Origin of the sequence: Peptoniphilus sp. KCTC 25270, from assembly GCF_021012875.1 — a bacterium.
In the GTDB taxonomy this organism is placed as follows: domain Bacteria; phylum Bacillota; class Clostridia; order Tissierellales; family Peptoniphilaceae; genus JAJMZJ01.
In genome coordinates, this window is record NZ_JAJMZJ010000001.1 from 116,137 (window position 1) to 139,686 (window position 23,550).

Genomic DNA, 23,550 nt, shown 5'->3' on the forward strand with positions numbered 1-23,550 from the left:
TGATGACGCAATTTTTTTGTGTTGTCTCCTTTTGCGAACAATCCGAAGCCCTGTGCTTCGGATTTTTTTGTGGGGTGAATATGGATTTAGAATATATGAAGTTGGCGATGGAATGGGCCGAGAAGGGAAGGGGTTTTACAAAAACCAATCCTTTGGTTGGTGCGATTCTTGTGAAAGAGGGAGAGATAGTCGGTCGTGGTTATCATAGGGCTTTTGGCGAGGACCACGCGGAGGTTATGGCTTTGAAAGAGGCGGGGGAGAAGGCCAAGGGAGCGACGATTTATGTGACTTTGGAACCTTGTTGCCATTATGGAAAGACGCCGCCTTGTACGGAGGCTCTTATAAAAGCGGGCGTTGCAAAAGTTGTGATTGGAATGCTGGATGTGGATGTGAGAGTGGCTGGGCGAGGGGCTGAGATTTTACGGAGTCATGGGGTTGTGGTTGAAGTGGGACTTTTGGAAGAGAAGCTCCGATTTCAAAATCGAATGTTTTTGGTTCAGCAGAGAGAGAAGCGTCCTTATGTGGTGTTAAAGTTTGCCAGTAGTTTGGATGGAAAAATTGCTACAAAAACGGGGGAAAGCCAATGGATTACTTCGGAGGAAAGTCGCTTAGATGGCCATGGTCTTCGGGGAATGTTGGATGGAATTCTTGTGGGGACGGAAACGGTTTTGCAGGATAATCCGACCTTAAACAATCGAAGTGGTTCGGGGAAAAATCCTATAAAGATTCTTTTGGATCGAAGGGGAAAGATTCCTTTGGATGCTTTGGTTTTTACGAAGGAGAAGGAGAAGACTTTGGTGGTGACGGATCGGGAGAATCTTTCCTATCAAAGGGTTTTGGAGGAGAAAAATATTTCCTATATTGGCGTTTCTTCTGGGAAAGAGGGATTAAATTTGCGGGAAATGTTGGAAAAATTGTATGAGAAGAATGTGGGAAGCCTTTTGATTGAGGGAGGCGGAACGGTTCATGGAAGTTTTGTTTCGGAAAATCTTTTTGATGAGGTCTATGCTTATATTGCACCAAAGTTAATTGGAGGTGAGGGGGCGAAGTCGGCGGTGTCAGGCCGGGGATTGGCTCGTCTTTCTCAGGTGGAGGATTTAGAAATCTATGAAATAAAAAATTTGGGTTCAGATATTAGAATTCATGGAGGTCGGAAATGTTTACGGGAATTGTAGAGGAAATAGGCGTAATTCGAAATATGGAGCGATCGGGAAATGCGATGAAAATTCGTGTTGGTGCGAAAAAAGTTTTGGAAGGTGTCCAGTTGGGTGACAGCATTGCTACCAATGGGGTTTGTCTGACGGTGACGTCTTTTGGAGAGGATTTTTTTACGGCGGATGTTATGGTGGCGACCATGGAGAAGGCGGGGTTAAATCGTCTTTCCATTGGGAGCAAGGTAAATTTAGAACGGGCTTTGACCTTGTCCAGTCGTTTGGGAGGCCATATTCTTCAGGGCCACGTGGATTGTGTGGGAAGGATTTGTTCCATTGAGGAGCAACCGTCGGTGTACTTATTGGAAGTGGAAATGGATCCGAAATTTTATCCTTATGTTTTGGATCAGGGGTCCATTGGGTTGAATGGTGTGAGTCTTACCATTTATAAGGCGCGGGAGGATTCGGTTACGGTTTCTTTGATACCGGAGACTTTGTCTCGAACGAATATTATGGATTTGTCTGTAGGGGATCCCATTACCATGGAGTTTGATCTATTGGGGAAATATGTTTATAAAAATCTTTTTGGGAAGGAAAAGGCCACCAAGGAGAAGAAAGATATAACAAGAGAGTTTTTGTTGGAAAATGGATTTTAGGAGGATATTATGTGGAGTACAGTGGAAGAAGCGTTGGAAGCGTTAAAACGGGGAGAAATTATTTTTGTAAGCGATAATGAAGACCGGGAAAACGAAGGGGATATGATTATGGCGGCGGAATTCGCCTCTCCTGAGACGCTAAATTGTATGGCATCAAAGGCGAAGGGTTTGATCTGTATGCCTATGAGTATAGAACATGGACAGCGTTTGGGTCTTGGGCCAATGGTTGCCCACAATACAGACAATCATGAAACGGCTTTTACCGTTTCCATTGACCATATTTCTACAACAACGGGAATTTCTGCTTTTGAACGAGCCGAAACCGCAAGAATTTGTACGGAAGAGGGGGCTCGCCCAGAAGATTTTCGCCGTCCAGGGCATATGTTTCCTTTGATTGCCCGAGAAGGGGGCGTTTTGGTTCGAGATGGCCATACAGAAGCGACGGTGGATTTGTTGCGTTTGGCGGGATTAAAGGAAATTGGACTTTGTTGCGAAATTATGGAAGAGGACGGGACGATGATGAAAAGGGATCGTCTGTCCGAACTTGCGAAATCCATGAACGCTCCTTTTATTACCATTGACCAATTGAAACAATATCGAAAGGAACACGAATGTTTGGTAAAGAGAATTTCAGAATGCGAAATGCCAACAAAACATGGAATTTTTAAGGCTTATGGTTATTTGAATCTTTTGAATGGAGAGCATCATGTGGCCCTTGTAAAGGGAGATTTGGGAGAGGGCGAAAATGTTTTGTGTCGTGTTCATTCGGAATGTTTAACGGGAGATGCCTTTGGATCTAGTCGTTGCGATTGTGGAGATCAGTTGCAAGAGGCTATGCGAAGAATTGACAAAGAAGGACGGGGTGTTCTTCTCTATATGCGTCAAGAGGGACGAGGAATCGGACTTTTGAATAAATTGCGTGCCTATGAATTGCAAGATGGCGGTTTGGATACGGTGGAAGCCAATTTGGAATTGGGTTTTCCAGAGGATGCGAGAGAATACTATATTGGATCTCATATTTTGCGAGATTTAGGGGTGAAGGAATTGCGACTTTTAACCAATAATCCAGACAAAGTCTATCATTTAGGACAATATGGGTTGTCTATTGTGGAGCGGGTTCCCATTGAAATCCATAGTCATGAGCACGATCATTTCTATTTAGAAACCAAAGCGAAGAAGATGAACCATTATTTACATGAATTCAAAGAGGAGGTAGCAAGATGAGAACGTTAGAAGGAAAGTTAATTGGGGGAGATAAGAAATTTGCCATTGTAATTAGTCGTTTCAACGAATTTATTACATCAAAATTATTGGGCGGAGCCATTGATTGTTTGGAACGACATGGGGTGGATTCGGAAAATATTACCCAGTGTTGGGTTCCGGGGGCTTTTGAAATTCCTTTGTTTGCCCAAAATTTAGCCAATACGAAGGAATACGATGGAATTATTTGTCTAGGGGCTGTAATTCGTGGAAGCACTCCTCATTTTGATTATGTTTGTAGTGAGGTTTCTAAGGGAATTGCAAAAGTGAGTTTGGATACCAATCTTCCCATTGGATTTGGCGTAATTACAACAGACTCTATTGAGCAGGCCATTGAGAGAGCGGGAACCAAAGCGGGAAACAAAGGATATGATGCGGCGATTACGGTGTTGGAATCTGTGAATTTATTGGATACCATTCGTGGATAGAAAAAAGGAGGGGTTGGCCCTCCTTTTTCTGTTAATCTTATGTAAAGTGGATAAACAAGTTTTGGGAAATATGCTATAATGAGAAAAGTTAATGTTAAGGAGGTAGAGGATGAAAGCGGTAATTACAGTAATTGGTAAAGACAAAATTGGGATTGTGTACGAAGTGAGCAAAGTATTAAAAGAACATCGTTTGAATATTTTGGATATAACTCAAACCATTATGGAAAAATATTTTACGATGATTGCTATTGTGGAGTCCGAAGAGGGAGAGTACGACAGCGAAGTTGTCGGGAAAGCTTTTGATGCCTTAGCAGAGGAGTTGGGCGTTTCGATTCACGTTCAAAACGAAGAATTATTCAATCAAATGCACCAAATTTAGGAGGAAACCATGGATCAAAAACGAATTCTTGATACGATCCATATGTTGGATCAAGAAAATCTGGATATACGGACAGCGACCATTGGGATTTCTCTTTTGGATTGTATGACCGATGATTTGGAAGAAACAAAAAAACGAATTTACGACAAAATTTATTCTTATGGAAAAGATTTGGTTCAAACGGCGGATGCGGTTGGGCGAAAATATGGCGTTCAAATTATCAATAAAAGAATTTCTGTAACGCCGGTTTCCCTTTTGCTACCTAGAGGGAAAGGGGAAGAGTTTATTGAAATTGCCAAGGTTTTGGATGAAGTAGCGGAAGAAATTGGCGTGGATTTTGTTGGGGGTTATTCGGCTCTAGTACATAAGGGAATGCGTCCACAAGAAGAGGAATTTTTGCGTTCCATTCCAAAGGCATTAGCTTCTACCAATAAGGTTTGTTCTTCTGTAAATGTTGGGTCAACGAAATCGGGGTTGAATATGGAAGCGGTATCTTTAATGGGGAAAGTGATTAAAGAAACGGCGGAGCTAACTAAGGGTTCCGATAGTATTGGTTGTGCCAAATTGGTAGTTTTTGCCAATGCAGTAGAGGACAATCCATTTATGGCCGGAGCCTTCCACGGCGTTGGATTGGGAGATGTGACTTTACATGTGGGAATTTCTGGACCTGGGGTAGTAAAGCACGCTTTGGAATCTTATCGTGGGGAACCGTTCCAAGAAGTGTCTAATGTAATTTCTAAAATGGCCTTTAAGATTACAAGAATGGGTGAATTGATAGGAAAAGAAATTGCCGAGCGTTTGGAAATTGGCTTTGGTTCGATTGATTTGTCTTTGGCTCCAACACCAGCCATTGGGGATTCTGTAGCTAGAATTTTAGAAGAAATTGGAATTGGCCATGTAGGAGGCCACGGAACAACGGCGGCTTTGGCTTTGCTAAATGATGCCGTGAAAAAAGGCGGAATTATGGCTTCTACTCATGTTGGAGGATTAAGTGGTGCTTTTATCCCTGTAAGTGAAGATGAGGGAATGATTCAAAGGGCAAGAGAACAAAAAATTACTTTGGATAAATTAGAAGCCATGACTTGTGTGTGTTCCGTTGGATTGGATATGGTGGCAATTCCTGGACGAACAAAGGATTCTACCATTGGGGCTATGATTGCGGATGAAGCCATGGTTGGAATTATCAATCAAAAGACAACGGCGGTTCGAATCATTCCTGTGATTGGAAAAGATGTGGGAGAAGAGGCTGTGTTTGGCGGGCTTTTAGGTAGCGCTCCAATTATGCCTGTACATGAAAATGAAGCCGATGCTTTTGTTGCCCGCGGAGGATTTATTCCTGCCCCTATTCATAGTTTTAAAAATTAGAAGGATATTATGACTGTAAATTTTTCGGAATATATTTCTTTATCTCTGGAATACCCGGCTTTGTTTTTTCTGGGAATCCTAATTTTCGGTGTTTTATTTGTGCATGGTTGGACCGATGCGGCCAATTCTGTTGCCACTTGTATTGCAACAAGAACCTTAGAACCAAATCTATCCCTATTTTTGGCGGCAATTTCTACTTTTCTCGGAGTGTTGGTAATGGTATTGTTTCAGACCAACGTAATGGAAAGTATTTTGCATATGGTAAATTTAGGGGAAGATATCCAAACGGCCCTGTTGGCTCTTTGTGCTGTGCAAATTAGTATTATTTTATGGTCGGTTGGGAATTGGTATTACGGAATTCCTACCTCGGAATCCCATGGGTTGATTGCGGGACTTTCTGGGGCGGCTATTGCTCTTCATCAAGGCCTTACGGGCATTCAGCAAAAAGAATGGACTAGTATTTTTTTAGGATTTCTTTTTACGGTTGTTTTGAGTTTTTTCTTGGGTTACCTTTTTACAAAAATGATTCAGAAAATATTTCAAGATCGAGATAAAGAGGGAAGCAACCGATTTTTCCGTAGAGGACAGATTTTTGGTTTGTTGGGAACGGCTTTTATGCAAGGAGCCCAAGGGGGGCAAAAATTTATTGCCGTATTTTTGTTGGCCCTATCTATGGCAAAACACAATGCTCAAGTTCAACCCATTGTCATTCCCGTATGGCTTTTAATGGCAACAGCAATGGTATTTTCTGTTGGGACGAGTATGGGAGGCTATCGAATTATTAAAAATGTGGGGATGCGCTTGGTTAAAATGCGACCTTATGAGGGTTTTTCTGCCGATGCTTCTACGGTAACGGGGTTGGTCCTTTCTACGATTATCGGTTCACCGGTTTCGGCGACCCTTACGAAAAATATTTCCATTATGGGCGTGGGAGCGGCAAAACGTATGCGAAATGTAAATTGGAATGTTTCAAAGGAAATGCTTCGATCTTGGATTTTGACCTTTCCCGTTTGTGGAATTTTAGCCTATTTATTTACCAATCTATTGGTTTGGATATTTTAAGGAGATAAGCTATGAGATTAGGGAAATACGACTATTTTGGAAAATTTGTGGCCTTGTCCCAAAAAGGGAATGAAGCGGCAAAAAAATTACAAGAAATTATGGAGAATTTCGATCCAGGGAAATTGCAAGAGGAAACCAAAGAAATGCATCAAATTGAGCAGGAAGCGGACAATGTGATGCATGAGGTAATCAATCAGTTGATGATCGAATTCCTTCCTCCTATTGAAGGGGAAGACATTGTGGAATTGGTTCATCATTTGGATGATGTAGTGGATAATATAGAGGATGTTTTGGTAGGATTGTATATGTTTCGAGTTCGGGAACTTTTGCCAGAGGCGAAACAGTTTGTGGATTTGATTCAAAAATCTTCCCTTCGATTGAGTGAATTGATGGTAGATTTTTCAGGGTTCAAACAGTCTACGACCTTAAAAGAGGGAGTGATTGAAATCAATACTCTAGAGGAAAAAGGAGACGAACTCTACGTAAATACCATGCGGAACTTGTACGATTATTCTCGAGAATTTGATCCAAGATTTGTGATTACATGGACTCGTTTGTTGGATCGTTTAGAAAGAGCCTTAGATAGTATTGAGGCAGTGGCAAATAGCTTGGAATCCATATTGTTGAAAAATAAATAAAAAAAGCCCTTCCATTAGGAAGGGTTCTTTTTGTGCCATTCTTCAATTTGTTCATAGAAAACAGAGGGTTTTGTTAAAAGGTGGTTGACGGTTTTAGGGGAAATCAAATAGAGATTTTTCCTTGCCCGGCTCATGGCAACGTAAAACAAGCGTCGTTCTTCTTCCAATTCTTCAAAATCTTTTCCATCGGCTCGAGTTAAAGCCATAGGGGAAGGAATAATATCTTCGATTAAATCAATCAAAAAGACCGTATCGAATTCCAGGCCTTTTGCCCCGTGGAAAGTGGATAAAAATAAATTTTCGTTGTCAATATAACCGCCCTTTAAGAGTTGATCCAAATAAAGGATTCGCCCCATAAAGGTTTCTTTATCTTTGGCGTGTTTGGCAATGTGTTTCATATAGAAGAGAATGCGCAAAGAAGCATGTTCTGAAGAACCAAAGGTCTTGGCGTGTTTGGTAATGTAGGTACGATAGTTTAAGTCGTATTCAATAAATCGAAAAGCTTGGTTTAGGGGGAGAGTCTTTAGATGACGGAAATTCTCCCGCAATTCTCGAAGATTTTTTTGTAAATAGGGGGGAATGTCGTCCCTTGCCATGGTATCAATAACAGAATTTCCCTTGGCATGTTTTTTGGCGTATTCAATATTTTTTTTGGAAACATATCCGTTGATTTTGTAATAAAATCTTTCGTATAGATCCAAGCGTGTTGGATCTTGGGCAAATTCTAAAATCATGAGAAGATCCTTCAAAACCCAGTGGTGGGTGAGGGTGTTTTTTGTATCTCGGCAACGAAAGCTAATTTCTCTTTGTTCTAAGGTTTCAATCAATCCTAGAGCCGAAATATTATTTCGGTACAATACCGCCACTTCCCCAAGATCCTCTTTGGCCATTTCCCGTAGAATAAATTCGTATTGAGCCTTCAAATCATTCAGACGGAAAAATTTTGGTTCGATTCCTTTTTCATGAAAGGTTTGGATGTCTTTTTGGAATCGTTCTTCGTTTTGTTCAATAAATCGGCGACAGGTAGAAACAATTTCTGGTGTAGACCGAAAATTTATGGAAAGATAGAAGGATTTCAAGTCGGGATAAATGGTTTTTAAGCGAAAGAGAGCCTTGTAATCTGCTCCGCGAAATCCGTAGATGCTTTGGTCGTCGTCGGCGACGATAAATAAATTGTTGTGAGGTTTTGCGATGGATTGAATGATTCGCATCTGCTGAAAAGAAGTGTCCTGTCCTTCATCTACTTGAATGTAGTCGTAGGCTTTTCGAACGCTTCGAAGAAGGGAAGCATCCTTTTGCAAAATGGAGATTGACAGGGTAATCATATCGTCAAAATCAATCCATAATTTTTCCTTTTTTAATTTTTCGTATTGAAAATAAATGGCGTAAAACTGAGTGGTTTGACAATCTCGACTCTGACCGTAGGATTCAGGGGAGATGGATTTGTTTTTTACCATTCCAATTTCACGAACCATAGCCTCTAGTTGATCTTCATTGGGAAGAGTATGGTTTACGGATTTATAAATATCTTTTAAAATTTGGTATTTAGAGGGACCCTTTCCTCCTTCAATTAAGGTATATTGCCGTCCGGTTTTTCGTTCGTAAGAGCGAATAATGGAATAACAAAAACTATGAATCGTAGAAAAAACAGGACGTTGTCGCATTTCAGGAAATAGCTGTTCAAAACGTTTTTGAATGTCTTTGGCCGCTGTTCGAGAAAAAGTAATGGTTAAAATCCGAGAGGGATGAATTCCCTGTTCCAATAATTGTTTTGTACGCCAAAGAAGCATGGTGGTTTTTCCTGATCCAGGAACAGCCAATACCAATGCTGGCCCGTCTTTATGGGCGATGGCGAGTTCTTGTTCTTTTGTTAAATTCATAGTTTTCCTCCTTCTATAAGAGTATAACAGTTTCTGGAAGGAAATAGAAATATCCTTTTCAATAGATGGGAATTGGGGTATAATGGGATTAGTCGAATGTTCAGGTGGTGAAAATGAAAAATCCTTTTAAAGTTTTTGACGATTTTTTCATACAACGATTGAATAGGGACTTGAAACATCCCGTTTTTAACGTGTTTTTCTATTATTACACCTATCTTGCAGGGCCTACTGTATTGGGAATTTTTTCTCTTGTGGCTTTGGTTTTGGGAGATCGATGGTTAGGCGTTGCAAGTCGGGAAATGGTTCTCAGCCTCGTTTTGAGTACGATTGTCGCAACAATTTTGAAGAAAATTTTTACGAGAAATCGCCCCTACTGGATTTTAGAAAATCTAAATACGTATGGAATTGATTTAACGGATTATTCTTTTCCGTCGGGACATACAACGGCAGCATTTACGATAGCAACCGCCCTTTCGTTGAATTTTCCTTCATGGACGGTTCTGTTTGTAATAATGGCACTGCTTATTGCAATATCTCGTGTATATTTGGCAGTGCATTACCCTACAGATGTTGTTGCAGGAATGATAATAGGTATAGGGACAGGTTTTATTGTACATATATTGGTATTTCCTTGGATCATGGTACGGTTCATAGGCCAATAAGATGAATTTAGGAGGCAAATGATTATGGTAATGACAAATTTTTTACAAAAAAGAAAAACAGTTCGTGATTACAAATCCAATGCATTGGATGCTGTAACTCTAAAAGAAGTACGCGATATTTTAGCCCAAGTAGAAGCACAAGAAAATTCAGAAGTGTTGAATTTTGCTTTCTTCGAAAATGGAAAAATTATTGCAGACGGTTTAGAAGGAAAAGCTGGATATGGTGGAGTTATGATTCATGCCCCACATTACATCTCATTGGAAGTAAATAGTACTGATGAAGCAGAATTGGTTCGTACAGGCTATTTCTTAGAAAAAGTAAACACTGCTTTGGTTGAAAAAGATTTGGGAACTTGCTGGATTACAGTGGACCAAGTAGACGATGCAACAAAACGCAATCTATTTGGCGAAGGGGGAGAAAACGTACAATACCTAATTGGTTTTGGTATCCCTCAAGGAAAGAAATTGTTCTCTAAAGAAACTTCTACTCCAAGATTAACTTTGGATAAATTTGTTTTCAAAAATCATTTTGATACCCCAGCGACTCCAGAAGAATTGGAACAATTGGGGCTTATGGATTTGTTTTCTTCCGTTCGTTTCGCTCCAAGTCATATGAACAGCCAACCATGGAGATTCTTATTAAATGATGCAAAAGTAACACTTTATATGTTACGTTCTGACTGGGATCATCGCAGTCTAGTAGACATTGGCGTTATTATGTATTATGTAGAAGAAATGTTAGCTTCTATGGGAAATACAGCAAAATGGGAATTGATTGACGAAGCAGACAAAGACGGTATGAAAGCCGTAGCTCGTATTACAATCTAATGGAACAGAAAAGTTAAAGTCCTCCCTTGTGGGAGGACTTTTTTATTGACAAAAAAATAAGAAATTTATATAATCAACATATGAGTAAACGTTCATATGTTTGGAGGAAAAAATGAAACAGATCTATTATTTAAATCATTTGGGTTGCGCCAATTGTGGGGCAAAAATTGAAGATAAAATTCAGAAAATCCAAGGGGTAGAGGATGCCGTTTTGGATTTTGCGAAAACGAGAATGGTAGTGGAACAAAAATCAGATGAGGATTTAACGGTAACCATTCAAGAGATTTGTGATTCTGTAGAGGCGGGCATTTTCGTTTCTAAGGAAAAAAATATAGAGGAAGAGGAATCTCCAGGGGAGGAATTAAAAGGAACTCTTTTGGAATTATTTCTCGTAGCCCTAGCCGTTGTGGGAATCCGTATATTTGTTTCCAAGGAAACTTTAGCTATGGCTTTCTATGGAGTTCTTTTGATTTATGTAGGATTTTCTGTCTATAGAGAATCTCTGTCCAAAATTCGTACGGGAGATTTTTTTGACGAAAATTTTTTAATGTCTATTGCGAGTTTTGGGGCTTTTTTTGTGGGGGAATATTTGGAAGCTTTGGCGGTTATGATTTTTTATCGTATTGGAGAGGCTTTACAGGATATGGCGGTAGAGCGTTCAAAAAAATCCATCGCCAATCTTTTGGAAACGGACCAATCCTATGCCCATGTTTGGAGAAATGAGAACTGGATGGAAGTGGATCCAGAGGAACTTCAAGTGGGAGATAAAATTTTAATAAAGCCGGGAGAGAATGTTCCTATTGACGGAATGGTTCAAAAAGGTGAAAGCTTAATCAACAATCAAGCCATTACGGGAGAATCACGGCCTATAGAAACTGGAGTGGGAGAAAAAATTTTGGCGGGATCCATTGCGGTGGATGGAACGTTGGAAATTTTAGTAGAAAAAAGTCGAGAAAATTCCACTATGGCAAAAATTCAAGAAATGGTGGATCAATCGACGATGGAGAAAGCCCGAGTTGAGCGATGGATTACTCGATTTGCGAAAATTTATACGCCAATTGTTGTAGGCATTGCAGCGGTGATTGGATTTTTAATTCCTATCATTTTGCAATCGGAATTTTCTCCTTGGATTTATCGTGCTTGTACTTTTTTGATTATTTCTTGTCCTTGTGCTTTGGTATTGTCCGTGCCTCTTAGTATGTATGCGGGAATCGGCCGCGCATCGAAAGAAGGGATTTTCATTCGTGGCGGAGACCGTATGGAACTTATGGCTGAAATGGATGGCATTGCCTTTGATAAAACGGGGACTTTAACCGATGGGAAATTTTATATTGATGAAATCCGATGTTTGACAGGAACAGAAGAGGCGTTGTTTTCTGCGGCAAAATCAGGAGAAATTTTCTCCAACCATCCCATTGGAAAAGCCATTATGGAATATCCCCTTGGGGAGGCTTATAACGTAGAGAGTCATAAGGATTTTGCTGGAAAGGGAATCGTTGCCGAAACTTCTCAAGGAAGAATTTTGGTGGGAAATGAAAAAATATTGGAAGAATTTTCCATAGAAAATCCTTTAGAAAAAAGCCAAAAGACGCGGGTGCTCGTTGTTCAGGGAGAGACGCTTTTGGGAGAAATATTGTTATCGGACCGGATAAAATCGGGAGTAGAGAAATCTCTTGTATGGTTGAGGAAAAATAAAATTTCTACGTTCTTATATTCAGGGGATAACGACGCTTTGGTCCAAGATTTTGCTAAGAAAATTCCCATTGATAAAGCCTATGGGGGTTTGATGCCCGAGGAGAAATTATTCCATTTGGAAGAAGAGCTTTCTAAGGGGAAACACCTTGCCTATATTGGAGATGGAATCAATGACGCTCCCGTTTTGGCTCGGGCCGATGTGGGTATTGCTATGGGAACTCAAGGAAGCGATATGGCGATTTCTTCTAGTGATATTATTTTGTTACAGGATGATATTGGAAAAATTCCTACTTTGATTTCCCTGGCGAAAGAAACAAAAAAAGTCACCTATGGAAATATTTATTTTGCTTTGGGAGCAAAGATTTTAATTATGATTTTAAGTTTATTGGGAATAACTTCCCTCTGGTTGGCTGTTTTTGCCGATGTTGGCGTGGCTCTTTTGGCTGTGGCCTATGCAACCAGTCTTCTTCGTTGGAAAACTCCTAGTCTGTAAAATTCTCCCTGTGCTATAATAGGTTCTAGGGGGCGTTTGGATGAATCGAGTAAACAATTATCGTATTATTTACGAAAAATTTTTAATAGACAATGACATACCTCGAGCCTTTCAAGCCTTAAAAAGGGCCTTAAAACTTGCTAAAGACAAAGAGGAACAAGTGGAAATTTTATTTGAGCTGGGCGATTTGTATTGGCAAGAGGAAGCGTTAGATAAAGCGGAAGAATGTTATGAGAAGATATTAAAAATATCAGAAGAACCGGGTGCATATTATGCTTTGGGGATTCTCAACGAAAGAGAAGAGGAAAATTTTTATACTTCTTTAGAATATTACCGAAAAGCCATCGCCTTGGATCCAAAATACAAAAACGCCTATTATTACCAGGCTTTGGTATGGGATCGTCTGGGAGATCGAGAAAAGGCGAAGGAATTGTTTCTCCAATGTTTAACCATCGATCCATGGGATAATGTAGTCTATAGTGATTTGTCTTCTTGTTATGAAGAAGAAGGAGACTATGAAAAGGCTTTGGAGATGGTGAAGAAATCTTTGGAAATCAATCCGTATTACGATAAAGCTCTTTATAATTTGGGCGTGATTGAACAGAGATTGAACCATTGGGAAAAATCTTTAGAGGCCTATTATAAAGCCATCGAAAGCAATCCTTGGGATCCGGCTTATTATTTGAATGCTTCTGCCATTTATTTGGAGTTAGGGAAGCCAGAAAAAGCCATAGAAATTTTGACCCAAGGGATTGAGTTGGATTTAGAAAGTGTGAATTTATTTTACAATCGGGCCTGTTCTAAGGTGCGTTTGGGAGAAGAAAAAAAGGCTTTGGAAGATTTGAAAGAAGCCGTGCGAATTCTTCCGGATGCGTTATTATGGGCTAGAAGAGATACAGATTTAATGGAAATAAGCCGGGAGGTCTAATTTGATCGTTATAAAAACTAAGCAAGAAATTGAAAAGATGCAAGTGGCTGCTGATCTTTTGGTAGAAGTGCATAAAGCTTTGCGCAAAGAAATCAAACCAGGGGTTACAACAATGGAGTTGGATAAATTTGTAGAAGAATTTATTACTTCTCGCGGGGGATGGCCAGAACAAAAAGGATATGAAGGATTCCCTTACAGTATTTGTGCATCTGTAAATGACGAAATCTGTCACGGGTTTCCTAGAAAAAAACCTCTAAAAGAAGGAGATATTGTTACCATTGACATGGTTGTAAATGTGGATGGATATTTAGCGGATAGTGCTTGGTCCTATGCCGTAGGAGAAATTTCTGCCGAAGCAAAGGAGCTGATGGATGTAACCAAAGAATGTTTGTATAGAGGAATCGAGCAAGCAAAAGTAGGGAATCGTCTAGGAGATATTGGACATGCCATTCAAGAATATGCGGAGTCTAAGGGATATTCTGTTGTGCGAAATTTCGTAGGACACGGCATTGGAAAAGATATGCACGAAGATCCACAAGTTTGCCATTATGGAAAACCAGGACGAGGCGTTCGAATTCAAGAGGGAATGGTATTTACCATTGAACCTATGATCAACGTAGGAACATGGAAAATTTCTATGGATGATAACGAATGGACCGCTCGTACAGCGGATGGATCCTTATCTTGTCAATATGAACATACCTTGGCCATTACAGCAGACGGGCCCATTATTTTAACAGAACAGGGAGAGGGAGCTTAATGAATTTACCAAGAAGAAAAGGTCACGATGAATGTTTTAACGCCATTAGCCATTGGATTGGCGTGCCCATTGGAATTGTAGGATTGGTATTCTTATTGTATTTCGGAATCAAAGATCATAACCCAGGGAAGATTGCGTCCTTTTCTATCTATGGTGGTTCTTTTATTTTCCTATACTTAGCCAGTGCGATTTATCACACCATTCAAAAAGAAAGACCAAAGAGGATTTTGCGGGTGTTTGATCACGGAGCGATTTTTCTATTTATTGCCGGGTCCTATACGCCCATTATCATCCTAAGTTTCCAAGGAATTTTTCGAATCGCTATGATTGTAGCTGTGTGGGCCATTGCTTTGTTTGGAATCGGATTTAAGATTTTTACCTTTAATCGATTTGATACCACAAAAAGAATTTCTCTATTTTTGTATTTATCTCTAGGCTGGATGGCAATTTTAATGGCCAAGCCTATTATTGAAAATACCTCTATTCAATTTTTGATTTTGCTTGCAGTAGGGGGAGTTTTTTATACAATAGGGACCTTCTTTTATTCCAATAAAAAAATCCCCTATCATCATGGAATCTGGCATATTTTTGTACTGGCCGGATCCATCGTTCACTATTCGGGGATTTTACAGCTTTATGCACTGGGGTGATGTATGAAAAATTTGAACTTATTAGAAGGGCCTATTGGAAAGGTCCTTTTTCGTTTGGCACTGCCGTTAATGGGCATTTCTTTCGTAGAAATGACCTATGGATTTGTAGATACTCTTTGGCTGGGACGTCTTTCCACAGAGGCTGTAGCGGCTGTTGGGGGAATTAGTATTTTTGTTTGGCTTGCCCATGCGATTATGTTGATTTCAAAAACAGGAATGTCTGTAGAATTAAGCCAAGCTTTAGGAAAAGGAGATGAAGAAGAGGCGAAAAAAGTTGTCGCCGCAGGGTTTCAGGCCAATTTTTTATTCTGTGCAATCATTACGGCGCTTTTCTTTTTTGGACGAGACCTTTTGATTGGATTTTATGGATTGGATGAAACCGTAGGAGCTTTGGCAGAATCCTATTTGAAAATCATGTCCTTGGGGTTGGTCTTTACCTTTTTCAATCCTATGCTTTCAGCGATTTTTGTAACCAACGGAAATTCCGTGACGCCTTTCAAAGTTTCGACTCTTTCTTTGCTTTTTAATATGATAATGGATCCTCTTTTGATTTTTGGAATTGGATTTTTTCCTAAAATGGGAGTAGCAGGAGCCGCGTGGGCAACGGTTTTGGCACAACTTATGGCTTTTATTATTTTCTTATATTTGCTTGTGTCGAAAAAATCGATTTTAACCACTGCGAAATTTTTTTCTTTTTATCGGAAAAATTTCCTAGATATTATAAAATTGGGAGTTCCTGCCTGTCTTCAATCCATGGTTCACGCCATTGTTGGAGTGATTCTTAACCGACAAATCGCCTCTTTCGGATCTACTTATATTGCCGTATATTCCATTGGTGCGCAAATCGAATCCATTTCTTGGATGAGTGCCGAGGGGTTTGCTGCTGCGGTTTCGGCATTTATCGGCCAAAACTATGGCAAGAAATGTTACGATCGGATTCACAGAGGGTATCTAACAGGAGTAAAGATTATTGGAACCATAGGAATTTTGGCCTCCTTCTTGCTTTTCTTTGGCGCCGAAGATTTGTATCGAATTTTTGTGCCCCATGATGCAAATACCATTTACGAAGGAGGAAGATATTTAAGAATTATTAGTTTAAGCCAATTTTTAATGACCATGGAAATTGTAACTAGTGGTGCAATGAATGGGTTAGGGCTGACTCGCTATCCTGCTATAGTGGCTGTTGTCTTAAATATTATGCGAATTCCTATGGCTTTTGCCCTAATGCCATTCTTGGGAATTACCGGAATTTGGTGGGCTATGAGTATTACGAGTATATTAAAAGGAATCGGAATTTATGGATTTTATCGAGGAATCGGAAAACGAACCGAAGGATTCCGAATTCATATGGATCGATATGTAAGTCGTCAGGAAGTGTAAAGGAGAAATTATGTTAAAACAATTGGAAAAACCAGCAGTAGGAGAACAAGTAGCTGTATTGGAAACAAATCACGGGGAAATTGTATTTCGTTTGTTTCCAGAAGCGGCACCAAGAACCGTAGAAAATTTTACAACATTAATTGAAAGAGGATATTACAACGGAATTATTTTCCATCGTGTGATTCCAGATTTTATGATTCAAGGGGGCGATCCAACCGGATCTGGCCGCGGTGGCGAAAGCATTTACGGTGCAAAATTTGAAGACGAGTTTGACGTAAACTATCGCAACCTGGTAGGTGCTTTATCTATGGCAAATGCGGGACCAAATACAAATGGAAGCCAATTTTTCATTGTTCAAGGAGCGGAAGTTTCAAATGATATTTTGGGACAAATGGAAAAATTGGGAGAAGGCCAAGGGTATTCTCAAGATGTAGTAGACGCGTATAGAGAACATGGTGGCGCTTTCTGGCTAGACGGAAAACACACGGTTTTTGGTCATGTGGTAGAAGGAATGGACGTTGTGGAAAAAATTGCACAAGTGGAACGCAATTCCATGGACAAACCATTGGAAGATGTAGTTATTGAAAAAGCGTATTTAAGAGAATACAAATAAAAAGAAAAAGAAAAGGTAGGAAATCTTAGGATCTCCTACCTTTTTTTGTGGTTTTAATTGTGATAGATTGTTGTATCTTTTACTAATAAAAGAAGCACAATATCCGCAACAAGCATTAGTAATGTTACCAATAAACAGAATAGATAAGGGAAAAATTGTATCATTTGATATCCAATAAGAAGGATAATCGCGGACAAAATTAAATTCCCGAATCCGGTAAAGAAGGCTTGTTTGGATTGTTTTGCCAATTGTTTTGGGTCGTCCCAAGTATAATTAGCGAAGGTTAAGTCGAAAAATAGCCCGAGTCCGTTGTTAAAGATCATATAAAAAAGTGGGCCAAAGAAAATAAGCGGTAGATAGCTTGGGGATGGCTTTAGAGAAATCATAACCAAGACAAAGGAAAGAAGGAAGACGGGAAACACCTGCACAAGTCCAGAGGTTAATTTTGCTAAGAAAATTTTCTGCCCAGAAAGGGGAAGAACATAGGTGTTATAGGCCATGCGACTTTCTAGACTAAATTGGAAACAAGAGATATTTGCCGTTCCCACAAGGAAAAACATAGCGAAAAAAACAAGGGTGTCTTTTGTTAAATAGCCAAAGGTCATTTCTTCTAAAGCGAAGTTTTTCAGAGAAGGAACAAAGGTAAGAGCGGCTAGAATCAACATAAAAAATACAGAAATAAATGTATTGGCTACAATGGCGCTATTGCTCCAATAAAGAGAAATTTCTTTTTTTACCAAAGCCACAAAAGGCTTTTGCACTCGGAGGTCTTTTGTATTTACTTTTTTTGCTTTTTTCTGTGAAGCAGATTTTTCGTTGAGGATATGATATTTTTCCTTTAGGAGGAAGAATAATAGCCCCATAAAAATTACAGCAAAAAGGAAGAAGAACAAAAGATAGATGTAGCTTCCGGTGAAAGTTTTAGAAGCCAACTGGAAAATAGGGATGGAATGAACATGATTGAGATAAAAATCTCCCACTCCTTGGAATCCGCTAAAAGCCTGTTGGAAATAAACAACAAAGAAAACCAACATAAACAACATTCGGATCAAAGATACACCCCATCTAGAGAGGTGGAACTTTGAGAGAAGAAAGATAAATAATAAGCGGATGAACATTCCAAAGGCCAATCCTCCCAAACCGCCAGCAGTGGTTAAAAACAAATGGAAGAAAATAGGGGCGATATGGGACTTTCCAAAATAAACGCAGACCAAAGTAGGAATGGTATATAGAAAAGTAGGAAGAATCATGGTAAGGACAAATCCAATGTATTTGGATAAGAAGATTTCCATTTTTTCTACAGGTAAGGCCCATAAAGTATCCTGATCAAAGGAGTTAAAAAAAGTATTTTTCCCCATAAAAAAGCCAAAAAGAATGGCAATAATTAAAATGGAGAGAAGATGCAAATCGCCAGCAGCATAGAAAATTTCTGTGGATATATCCAAACTTGCCGATGGAGCGGTGGAATCTTCTAACCCTACTGCATAACCTAATGTGAACATAGGAACAAAGATGCCTAAAGATAGAGAAGAAAATAACATAAGGATGTAGATAAAAATAGAAAAGGCTTTGTTTTTCTTCGTTAGTGTGGCGAGATTTCGTTTGATTTCCAAACGGATTAAAGTAGAAAGATTATTCATTGTCGCTCATCCTCTGTACAAATAAATCTTCAAGAGACACTTCAGAAAGAACGTCTTCCGTATTCCCAAATAAAACGAGGGAACCGTTTTTTATAATGGCTACTTTGTTACAAAGTTTTTCTGCCACTTCCAAAACGTGGGTAGAGAAGAGGATGGTAACGCCCTCTTCCTTTGCCAAACGACGGAATTCTTCACGGACAAATCGTGTAGCCAAAGGATCCAAACCAACAAAAGGTTCATCTAGAAGAATCAGTTTTGGGCTGTGGATCAAGGCGCCAATCAAAGCAATTTTTTGTTGCATACCATGGCTATAGGAATCGATGCTTTCTCCCAAACGATCATAGATTCCAAAGGCCTGTCCGTAGGTTTCGATTTTTTCCTTGCGAACTTCATAGGGAAGAGAAAAAATATCGCCAATAAAATTTAGATAATCAATACCACGCATAAAGCCATAAAGTTCTGGATTGTCTGGAACGTAGGACAAAATTTTCTTTGTTTCTACACTTTCTTTTTCTACATCCATACCGTTGACAAAAATTTGTCCCCCGTCAAAGGGAATGAGTCCAACAATTGACTTTATAGTAGTTGTTTTTCCTGCGCCATTGGCGCCGATAAATGCACAAATATCCCCAGATTCTAAAGAAAAATCAATTTCGTGGAGAATTTTTTTCTCTCCGTAATATTTAACTAAATTTTCAATCTTTAACATAAAAACCCCCTTTTCTGCTATTATAGCATAGGAAGAAAAATATTACTAAGAGATAAACAATCGTTGGAAATGATATTGACATAAATAAGTTTGAATTATTATAATAAATGTGGAGGACAAAATGCACCAATACAAAGGGAAGTTATTATTGCATACAGGAAGTATGTTTTCAGGAAAAACATCAAGTCTTGAGCGTGAAATAAAGCGGTTTCGAATTGCGGGATATCATACTTTGGTCTTTAAGCCATCGATTGACAATCGTAACAATCGAGACGCCATAAAAAGTCATGACAACGAAGAAATTGATGCGTATTCTGTCGATACGGTGGCGGCTTTGGATGAAATTGCAGAAAGAGAAAAAGCCGATGTAATTGCAGTAGATGAGGTTCAATTTTTAGGTGGTTCTGTAGAGGAAGTATTGGCTGTTTTTAATAAATACCTAGACTGCGGAAAAACCGTTGTGTGCGCTGGATTGGATATGGATTTTGAAACCAATCCATTTGATCTTGTTAAAGAAATTATGGCAAGGGCTGATTATGTAGAAAAACACCACGCCGTTTGTGCTTCTTGTGGAGCGGATGCTTGGATAAGCCATCGAACGACAAAAGAAGAGGAAAGAGTCGTAATCGGTGCAACAGAAAAATATGAGCCTTTATGCCGTGTTTGTTATAATTTGAAATTAAAAGGGGAATGACTTCGATGACGCCAAGTGAAAAAAGAATAATGAAGATGATTCGTTCGAATCCTTATATTACCCAACAAGAAATTGCCGACGCTTTAGGAACGGCTCGCTCTTCTGTTGCTGTGCATATTTCCAATATGACAGCCAAGGGGATTATTTTAGGTAGAGGATATTTGTTGCCAGATACGAGCCAACATCCAAACGAAAAATTTGTTGTAGTTGTTGGAGGAGCCAATGTAGACATTGTTGGAAAATCTCATGCCCCCATGTTAATGGATGATTCCAATCCAGGAGAAATTACCATGTCTGCCGGTGGCGTAGGCTTTAACATTGCCTCAAATTTATCTTCTATGAAGGTAATGACAGAATTGATTGTGCCTTATGGGGGAGATGCAAGAAGCCAATATATTTTAAGAGAGAAAAATAAATTTTTACAAATGACTCATTCTCTACAATTCCCTGAAGAAACAACAGGAACCTACTTGGTTCTTATGGATCAGCAAGGGGAAATGTTAAGTGGAATCAACGATATGAGCATTACCAATAAAATTACTCCTAAATTGCTACATTCAAAAATTAACTTCTTAAATGAAGCATCTGTGGCTGTATTTGAAGCCAATTTATCGAAGAAAACATTGGAATTTTTGGTAGAGAATGTAAAGGCTCTAAAAGTGGTCGATGCCGTATCTTCTGCAAAAGCTCCAAGACTTGCTGATTGTTTAGATAAAATTGACGTCTTGAAATGCAACCAACATGAAGCCTCTGTATTGGCAGGGGTTTCCATTAGTAGCAATTCAGACATTATAAAAGCAGGTCGTGTTTTGCGAGAAAAAGGCGTTGGTACAGTTGTAATTACAGCAGGATCTGATGGAGCTTTTATTCTTCGGGAAGAAGAATCTTACCATTTCTATTCAAAAAATTTAAATATCGTAAATGTTACAGGAGCAGGAGATGCTTTCTGTGCAATTATGGTTCATGGATTGATTCGTGATTTGGAAATTATAGACATTTTTAAGAATGCCATGGCAGCAAGTCGATTAATTATTCAAAGTAACAACAGCCATTTGACTTCCGTAACAGAAGAAGAATTGGAAAGAGAGAAAAAAGAGGTTAACTATGAAATCATTTGAGATTTTGAAAGATAAATATATGGATATTCATCCAGAAGTAAAAGAAGCTTTGGATTCAGGCAAACCAGTGGTGGCTTTAGAATCTACGATTATTTCTCACGGGATGCCTTATCCAAAAAACTTAGAAACGGCCAAAGCTTGTGAAGAAATTTTAAGAGAAACAGGCGTTGTCCCAGCGACAACAGCGATTATTAACGGTCGTATAAAAGTCGGCTTAACAGCAGAAGAGTTGGAATTTATGGCCACATCAAAAGATGTAATTAAATCCAGCCGTAGAGACTATGCCCACGTTGTGGCCAATGGATTAAATGGGGCCACAACGGTTGCCACATCCATTATTACAGCTCGTTTGGCCGGGATTCCAATTTTGGTAACAGGAGGAATCGGTGGCGTTCATAGAGGCGCCCAAGAAACCTTCGATATCTCTCGTGACTTACAAGAATTAGCAGGAACGGATATCGCCGTAGTTTGTGCTGGATGCAAATCCATTTTAGACATTGGATTGACTTTAGAATATTTAGAAACTTTTGGCGTTCCTGTATTGGGCTACAAAACCGATGAAATGCCCGCGTTCTTTACACAAAAAAGTGGCCACAAATTAGATTATCGTTACGATAGCCCAGAAGAAATGGCAAAATCCATTCGAACCAAATGGGAATTGGGCTTAGAAGGCGGCGTATTGGTAGCCAATCCAATTCCAAAGGAAGATGCGATGGACGAAGAAGTCATTGAAAAAGCCATTGCAGAAGCCGTTGAAGATGCAAAAAAACAAGGAATCCACGGGAAAGAAAGCACGCCATTTTTGTTGAGCCGAGTTTTGGAAGCAACCGGCGGGGATTCTTTGGAATCGAACATCGCATTGGTTCTAAACAATACAAGACTAGGAGCAGAAATCGCAAAATCCTTGTAAAAGTTTATAAATAGGAGAAGTATTGTGGGAGAGAATAAAAACAATTTATCACAAGAAGCATATGATATTTTGCTAAGAGAGATTATGACTTTGGAGTTGGCCCCCAATCAACCTGTAAAAGAAGTCGAAGTAAGCTCTCGATTAAATATAAGTCGAACCCCCGTACGGACAGCCATTCAAAAATTATTATCTTATGGATTTATAAAGCAAGACCCCATCAAAGGAAATGTCGTGGCCGATATGTCTGTGGAGCATTTTGAAAAAATATTTCAAGTGCGAGAAGCCTTTGAGTATTCCTCTGTTATAGCAGCAACGAAAAAATGGGAAACAAAAGATTTGCTAGAAATAGAAGAAAAATACATCCATAACAATGAAGAAGAAATGATAGAATCTACAGACAATGTAAGCCTGTTCTTAAAAGATATGAATTTCCATAAATCCATTGCAAAAATTGGTGGAAATGAAATTTTATATGGAGGCTTAAGCATCATTATTGATCACTTCTTTCGTTACAACTATTTAGCCAATAAAATGAAGAGGCAATTCAAAAATCGTGGTGAACATCAAGCAATTTTAGATATGATTCGAACACGGAACTGTTTTTTAGCAGAAAATATGATGCGTCAACATTTGGCTACAGTGAAAGAAGAAATTTACGAAAATCTCACAAATATAGAATTGGTGAAATACCAAGACAACCCCCAATAAATAGGCCCCAGGATTTCCTGGGGTCTATTTATTTAAGTACAAGAAGAAGATTAGAGGTAGAAAAACAAAGTGAAATTAGATATAATAATTCATAGTGGAATTGTTATGATTGGAGGAAGTATGAGTAGGTTTCAGTCAAAAAATAGCCAGTTATCAGCCGTTGCGTTTAACATAATAAAAGATGAAATATTGACCCTGAAACTTTTGCCAGGGCAACCAATTCGAGAGAAAGAATTGACAGAGCGATTGGAAATCAGTAGGACTCCCATACGAAGTGCAATTCAACAATTGACCAATGAAGGATTTATAGAATTTCATAAAACCAAAGGAAATTTGGTTTCAAAATTATCCGTAGATCATTATCTAAAGATCTTTGACTTACGGGAGGCCTTAGAAATGGTCTCCATTCGTTTAGCAACACAGAATTGGACAAAAGAAGATATAGAAGCTCTAGAAAAGGAGTGGAGAGAACACAATCGAGAAGTGTCAAAAGATGTTCTGGATAAAGAAAAAATCTTGATGGCAGATGTAAATTTTCATGATTTAATTAGCAAAGCATCCAAAAATGAATTAATTCAAGTAGAGTTAAAAAAAGTAAATGAAAAATTTTACAGATATAACTATTTAGCGGATACAATATTACGTTCTGGGAAGACAAATGAAGAGCACAAAGCGATTATTGAAATGATAAAAACGCGAAATTCTACCTTGGCGGAAAATATGATGGCCCAGCATTTGTATTGTGTGAAGAATGAAACATTAATGAAATTATTAAATCAAAAAATTAATTTTTTTGAGCATACATGGAGTGAATAAAAAGCTTATCGTAAAAGATAAGCTTTTTTTATTTATTAAACTTGCAAAAAGAAAAATAATATGTATACTTATTATTAAGAGAGAAAACAACAAATTGTTAAAAAATCTGATTATATGTTAGTTTTTC

General features: G+C 38.9%; 24 protein-coding genes. 21 read left to right on the plus strand and 3 right to left on the minus strand.

All coding sequences use genetic code 11. The features are described from left to right. Positions 1-80: 80 nt before the first annotated feature. From ribD to LQU94_RS00610, 8 genes are all read left to right on the plus strand, one after another. Complete coding sequence (gene ribD / locus LQU94_RS00575; RefSeq protein WP_230634105.1) at positions 81-1,175, plus strand: bifunctional diaminohydroxyphosphoribosylaminopyrimidine deaminase/5-amino-6-(5-phosphoribosylamino)uracil reductase RibD; 1,095 nt, start codon at positions 81-83, stop codon at positions 1,173-1,175. Beyond that, a complete protein-coding gene (locus LQU94_RS00580; protein ID WP_230634108.1) occupies positions 1,157-1,807 on the plus strand; it encodes a riboflavin synthase in 651 nt (216 codons plus the stop codon). Before ribD ends, LQU94_RS00580 begins: the two co-directional genes overlap by 19 nt. Positions 1,808-1,816: 9 nt before the next feature. Next, positions 1,817-3,031 (plus strand): bifunctional 3,4-dihydroxy-2-butanone-4-phosphate synthase/GTP cyclohydrolase II, encoded by a 1,215-nt coding sequence (locus tag LQU94_RS00585; RefSeq protein ID WP_230634111.1) that lies wholly within the window; start codon positions 1,817-1,819, stop codon positions 3,029-3,031. Beyond that, on the plus strand, positions 3,028-3,495 hold the full coding sequence (gene ribE, locus LQU94_RS00590; RefSeq protein ID WP_230634114.1) for a 6,7-dimethyl-8-ribityllumazine synthase: 468 nt from the start codon (positions 3,028-3,030) through the stop codon (positions 3,493-3,495). The genes LQU94_RS00585 and ribE overlap by 4 nt, the downstream gene beginning before the upstream one ends. A 109-nt stretch (positions 3,496-3,604) precedes the next feature. After that, complete coding sequence (locus LQU94_RS00595) at positions 3,605-3,874, plus strand: ACT domain-containing protein (RefSeq protein ID WP_230634117.1); 270 nt, start codon at positions 3,605-3,607, stop codon at positions 3,872-3,874. Positions 3,875-3,883: 9 nt separating this feature from the next. Then, positions 3,884-5,239 (plus strand): PFL family protein, encoded by a 1,356-nt coding sequence (locus tag LQU94_RS00600; RefSeq protein WP_230634120.1) that lies wholly within the window; start codon positions 3,884-3,886, stop codon positions 5,237-5,239. A 9-nt stretch (positions 5,240-5,248) separates the two neighbouring features. After that, positions 5,249-6,301, plus strand: coding sequence for an inorganic phosphate transporter (locus tag LQU94_RS00605; protein WP_230634123.1), 1,053 nt, complete (start codon positions 5,249-5,251; stop codon positions 6,299-6,301). A gap of 11 nt (positions 6,302-6,312) precedes the next feature. After that, positions 6,313-6,939 carry a DUF47 domain-containing protein gene (locus tag LQU94_RS00610; protein WP_230634127.1) on the plus strand — a complete coding sequence of 209 codons (627 nt, stop codon included), beginning with the start codon at positions 6,313-6,315 and terminating at the stop codon, positions 6,937-6,939. Between the two features lie 14 nt (positions 6,940-6,953). Here LQU94_RS00610 and LQU94_RS00615 read toward each other — a convergent pair whose 3' ends face one another. Next, positions 6,954-8,819 (minus strand): ATP-dependent helicase, encoded by a 1,866-nt coding sequence (locus LQU94_RS00615; RefSeq protein WP_230634130.1) that lies wholly within the window; start codon positions 8,817-8,819, stop codon positions 6,954-6,956. 113 nt (positions 8,820-8,932) lie between these two features. Between LQU94_RS00615 and LQU94_RS00620 the strand changes: the two genes are divergently transcribed. The 8 genes from LQU94_RS00620 (at position 8,933) to LQU94_RS00655 (ending at position 16,828) form a co-directional block, all read left to right on the plus strand. After that, positions 8,933-9,481, plus strand: coding sequence for a phosphatase PAP2 family protein (locus LQU94_RS00620; RefSeq protein WP_230634133.1), 549 nt, complete (start codon positions 8,933-8,935; stop codon positions 9,479-9,481). 18 nt (positions 9,482-9,499) lie between these two features. Beyond that, positions 9,500-10,309: a nitroreductase family protein gene (locus tag LQU94_RS00625; RefSeq protein ID WP_230634136.1), complete on the plus strand. Its 810-nt coding sequence runs from the start codon at positions 9,500-9,502 to the stop codon at positions 10,307-10,309. A 112-nt stretch (positions 10,310-10,421) separates the two neighbouring features. After that, positions 10,422-12,497 (plus strand): heavy metal translocating P-type ATPase, encoded by a 2,076-nt coding sequence (locus tag LQU94_RS00630; protein WP_230634139.1) that lies wholly within the window; start codon positions 10,422-10,424, stop codon positions 12,495-12,497. A 40-nt stretch (positions 12,498-12,537) separates the two neighbouring features. After that, positions 12,538-13,425, plus strand: a complete 888-nt coding sequence (locus LQU94_RS00635; RefSeq protein WP_230634143.1) for a lipopolysaccharide assembly protein LapB — start codon at positions 12,538-12,540, stop codon at positions 13,423-13,425. Between the two features lies 1 nt (position 13,426). Continuing rightward, positions 13,427-14,185, plus strand: a complete 759-nt coding sequence (gene map / locus LQU94_RS00640) for a type I methionyl aminopeptidase (RefSeq protein ID WP_230634146.1) — start codon at positions 13,427-13,429, stop codon at positions 14,183-14,185. Further along, positions 14,185-14,835 (plus strand): hemolysin III family protein, encoded by a 651-nt coding sequence (locus tag LQU94_RS00645; protein ID WP_230634149.1) that lies wholly within the window; start codon positions 14,185-14,187, stop codon positions 14,833-14,835. The genes map and LQU94_RS00645 overlap by 1 nt, the downstream gene beginning before the upstream one ends. A 3-nt stretch (positions 14,836-14,838) precedes the next feature. After that, positions 14,839-16,215 (plus strand): MATE family efflux transporter, encoded by a 1,377-nt coding sequence (locus tag LQU94_RS00650; RefSeq protein ID WP_230634151.1) that lies wholly within the window; start codon positions 14,839-14,841, stop codon positions 16,213-16,215. Between the two features lie 10 nt (positions 16,216-16,225). After that, complete coding sequence (locus LQU94_RS00655) at positions 16,226-16,828, plus strand: peptidylprolyl isomerase (RefSeq protein ID WP_230634154.1); 603 nt, start codon at positions 16,226-16,228, stop codon at positions 16,826-16,828. A 53-nt stretch (positions 16,829-16,881) separates the two neighbouring features. On the opposite strand, the gene LQU94_RS00660 is transcribed toward LQU94_RS00655, so the two are convergent. After that, complete coding sequence (locus LQU94_RS00660) at positions 16,882-18,468, minus strand: hypothetical protein (RefSeq protein ID WP_230634157.1); 1,587 nt, start codon at positions 18,466-18,468, stop codon at positions 16,882-16,884. Beyond that, complete coding sequence (locus LQU94_RS00665) at positions 18,461-19,177, minus strand: ABC transporter ATP-binding protein (protein WP_230634160.1); 717 nt, start codon at positions 19,175-19,177, stop codon at positions 18,461-18,463. Before LQU94_RS00665 ends, LQU94_RS00660 begins: the two co-directional genes overlap by 8 nt. Positions 19,178-19,298: 121 nt before the next feature. On the opposite strand from LQU94_RS00665, the gene LQU94_RS00670 reads away from it, so the two are divergent. The 5 genes from LQU94_RS00670 (at position 19,299) to LQU94_RS00690 (ending at position 23,423) form a co-directional block, all read left to right on the plus strand. Then, positions 19,299-19,871, plus strand: coding sequence for a thymidine kinase (locus LQU94_RS00670; protein ID WP_230634163.1), 573 nt, complete (start codon positions 19,299-19,301; stop codon positions 19,869-19,871). A gap of 5 nt (positions 19,872-19,876) precedes the next feature. Continuing rightward, complete coding sequence (locus LQU94_RS00675) at positions 19,877-20,989, plus strand: carbohydrate kinase (RefSeq protein WP_230634165.1); 1,113 nt, start codon at positions 19,877-19,879, stop codon at positions 20,987-20,989. Next, entirely contained in the window at positions 20,976-21,899 is a 924-nt protein-coding gene (locus LQU94_RS00680) for a pseudouridine-5'-phosphate glycosidase (protein WP_230634168.1), read from the plus strand. Before LQU94_RS00675 ends, LQU94_RS00680 begins: the two co-directional genes overlap by 14 nt. Positions 21,900-21,923: 24 nt before the next feature. Beyond that, positions 21,924-22,607, plus strand: coding sequence for a GntR family transcriptional regulator (locus LQU94_RS00685; RefSeq protein ID WP_230634172.1), 684 nt, complete (start codon positions 21,924-21,926; stop codon positions 22,605-22,607). A 69-nt stretch (positions 22,608-22,676) separates the two neighbouring features. After that, positions 22,677-23,423: a GntR family transcriptional regulator gene (locus LQU94_RS00690; protein WP_230634175.1), complete on the plus strand. Its 747-nt coding sequence runs from the start codon at positions 22,677-22,679 to the stop codon at positions 23,421-23,423. Positions 23,424-23,550: the final 127 nt, after the last annotated feature.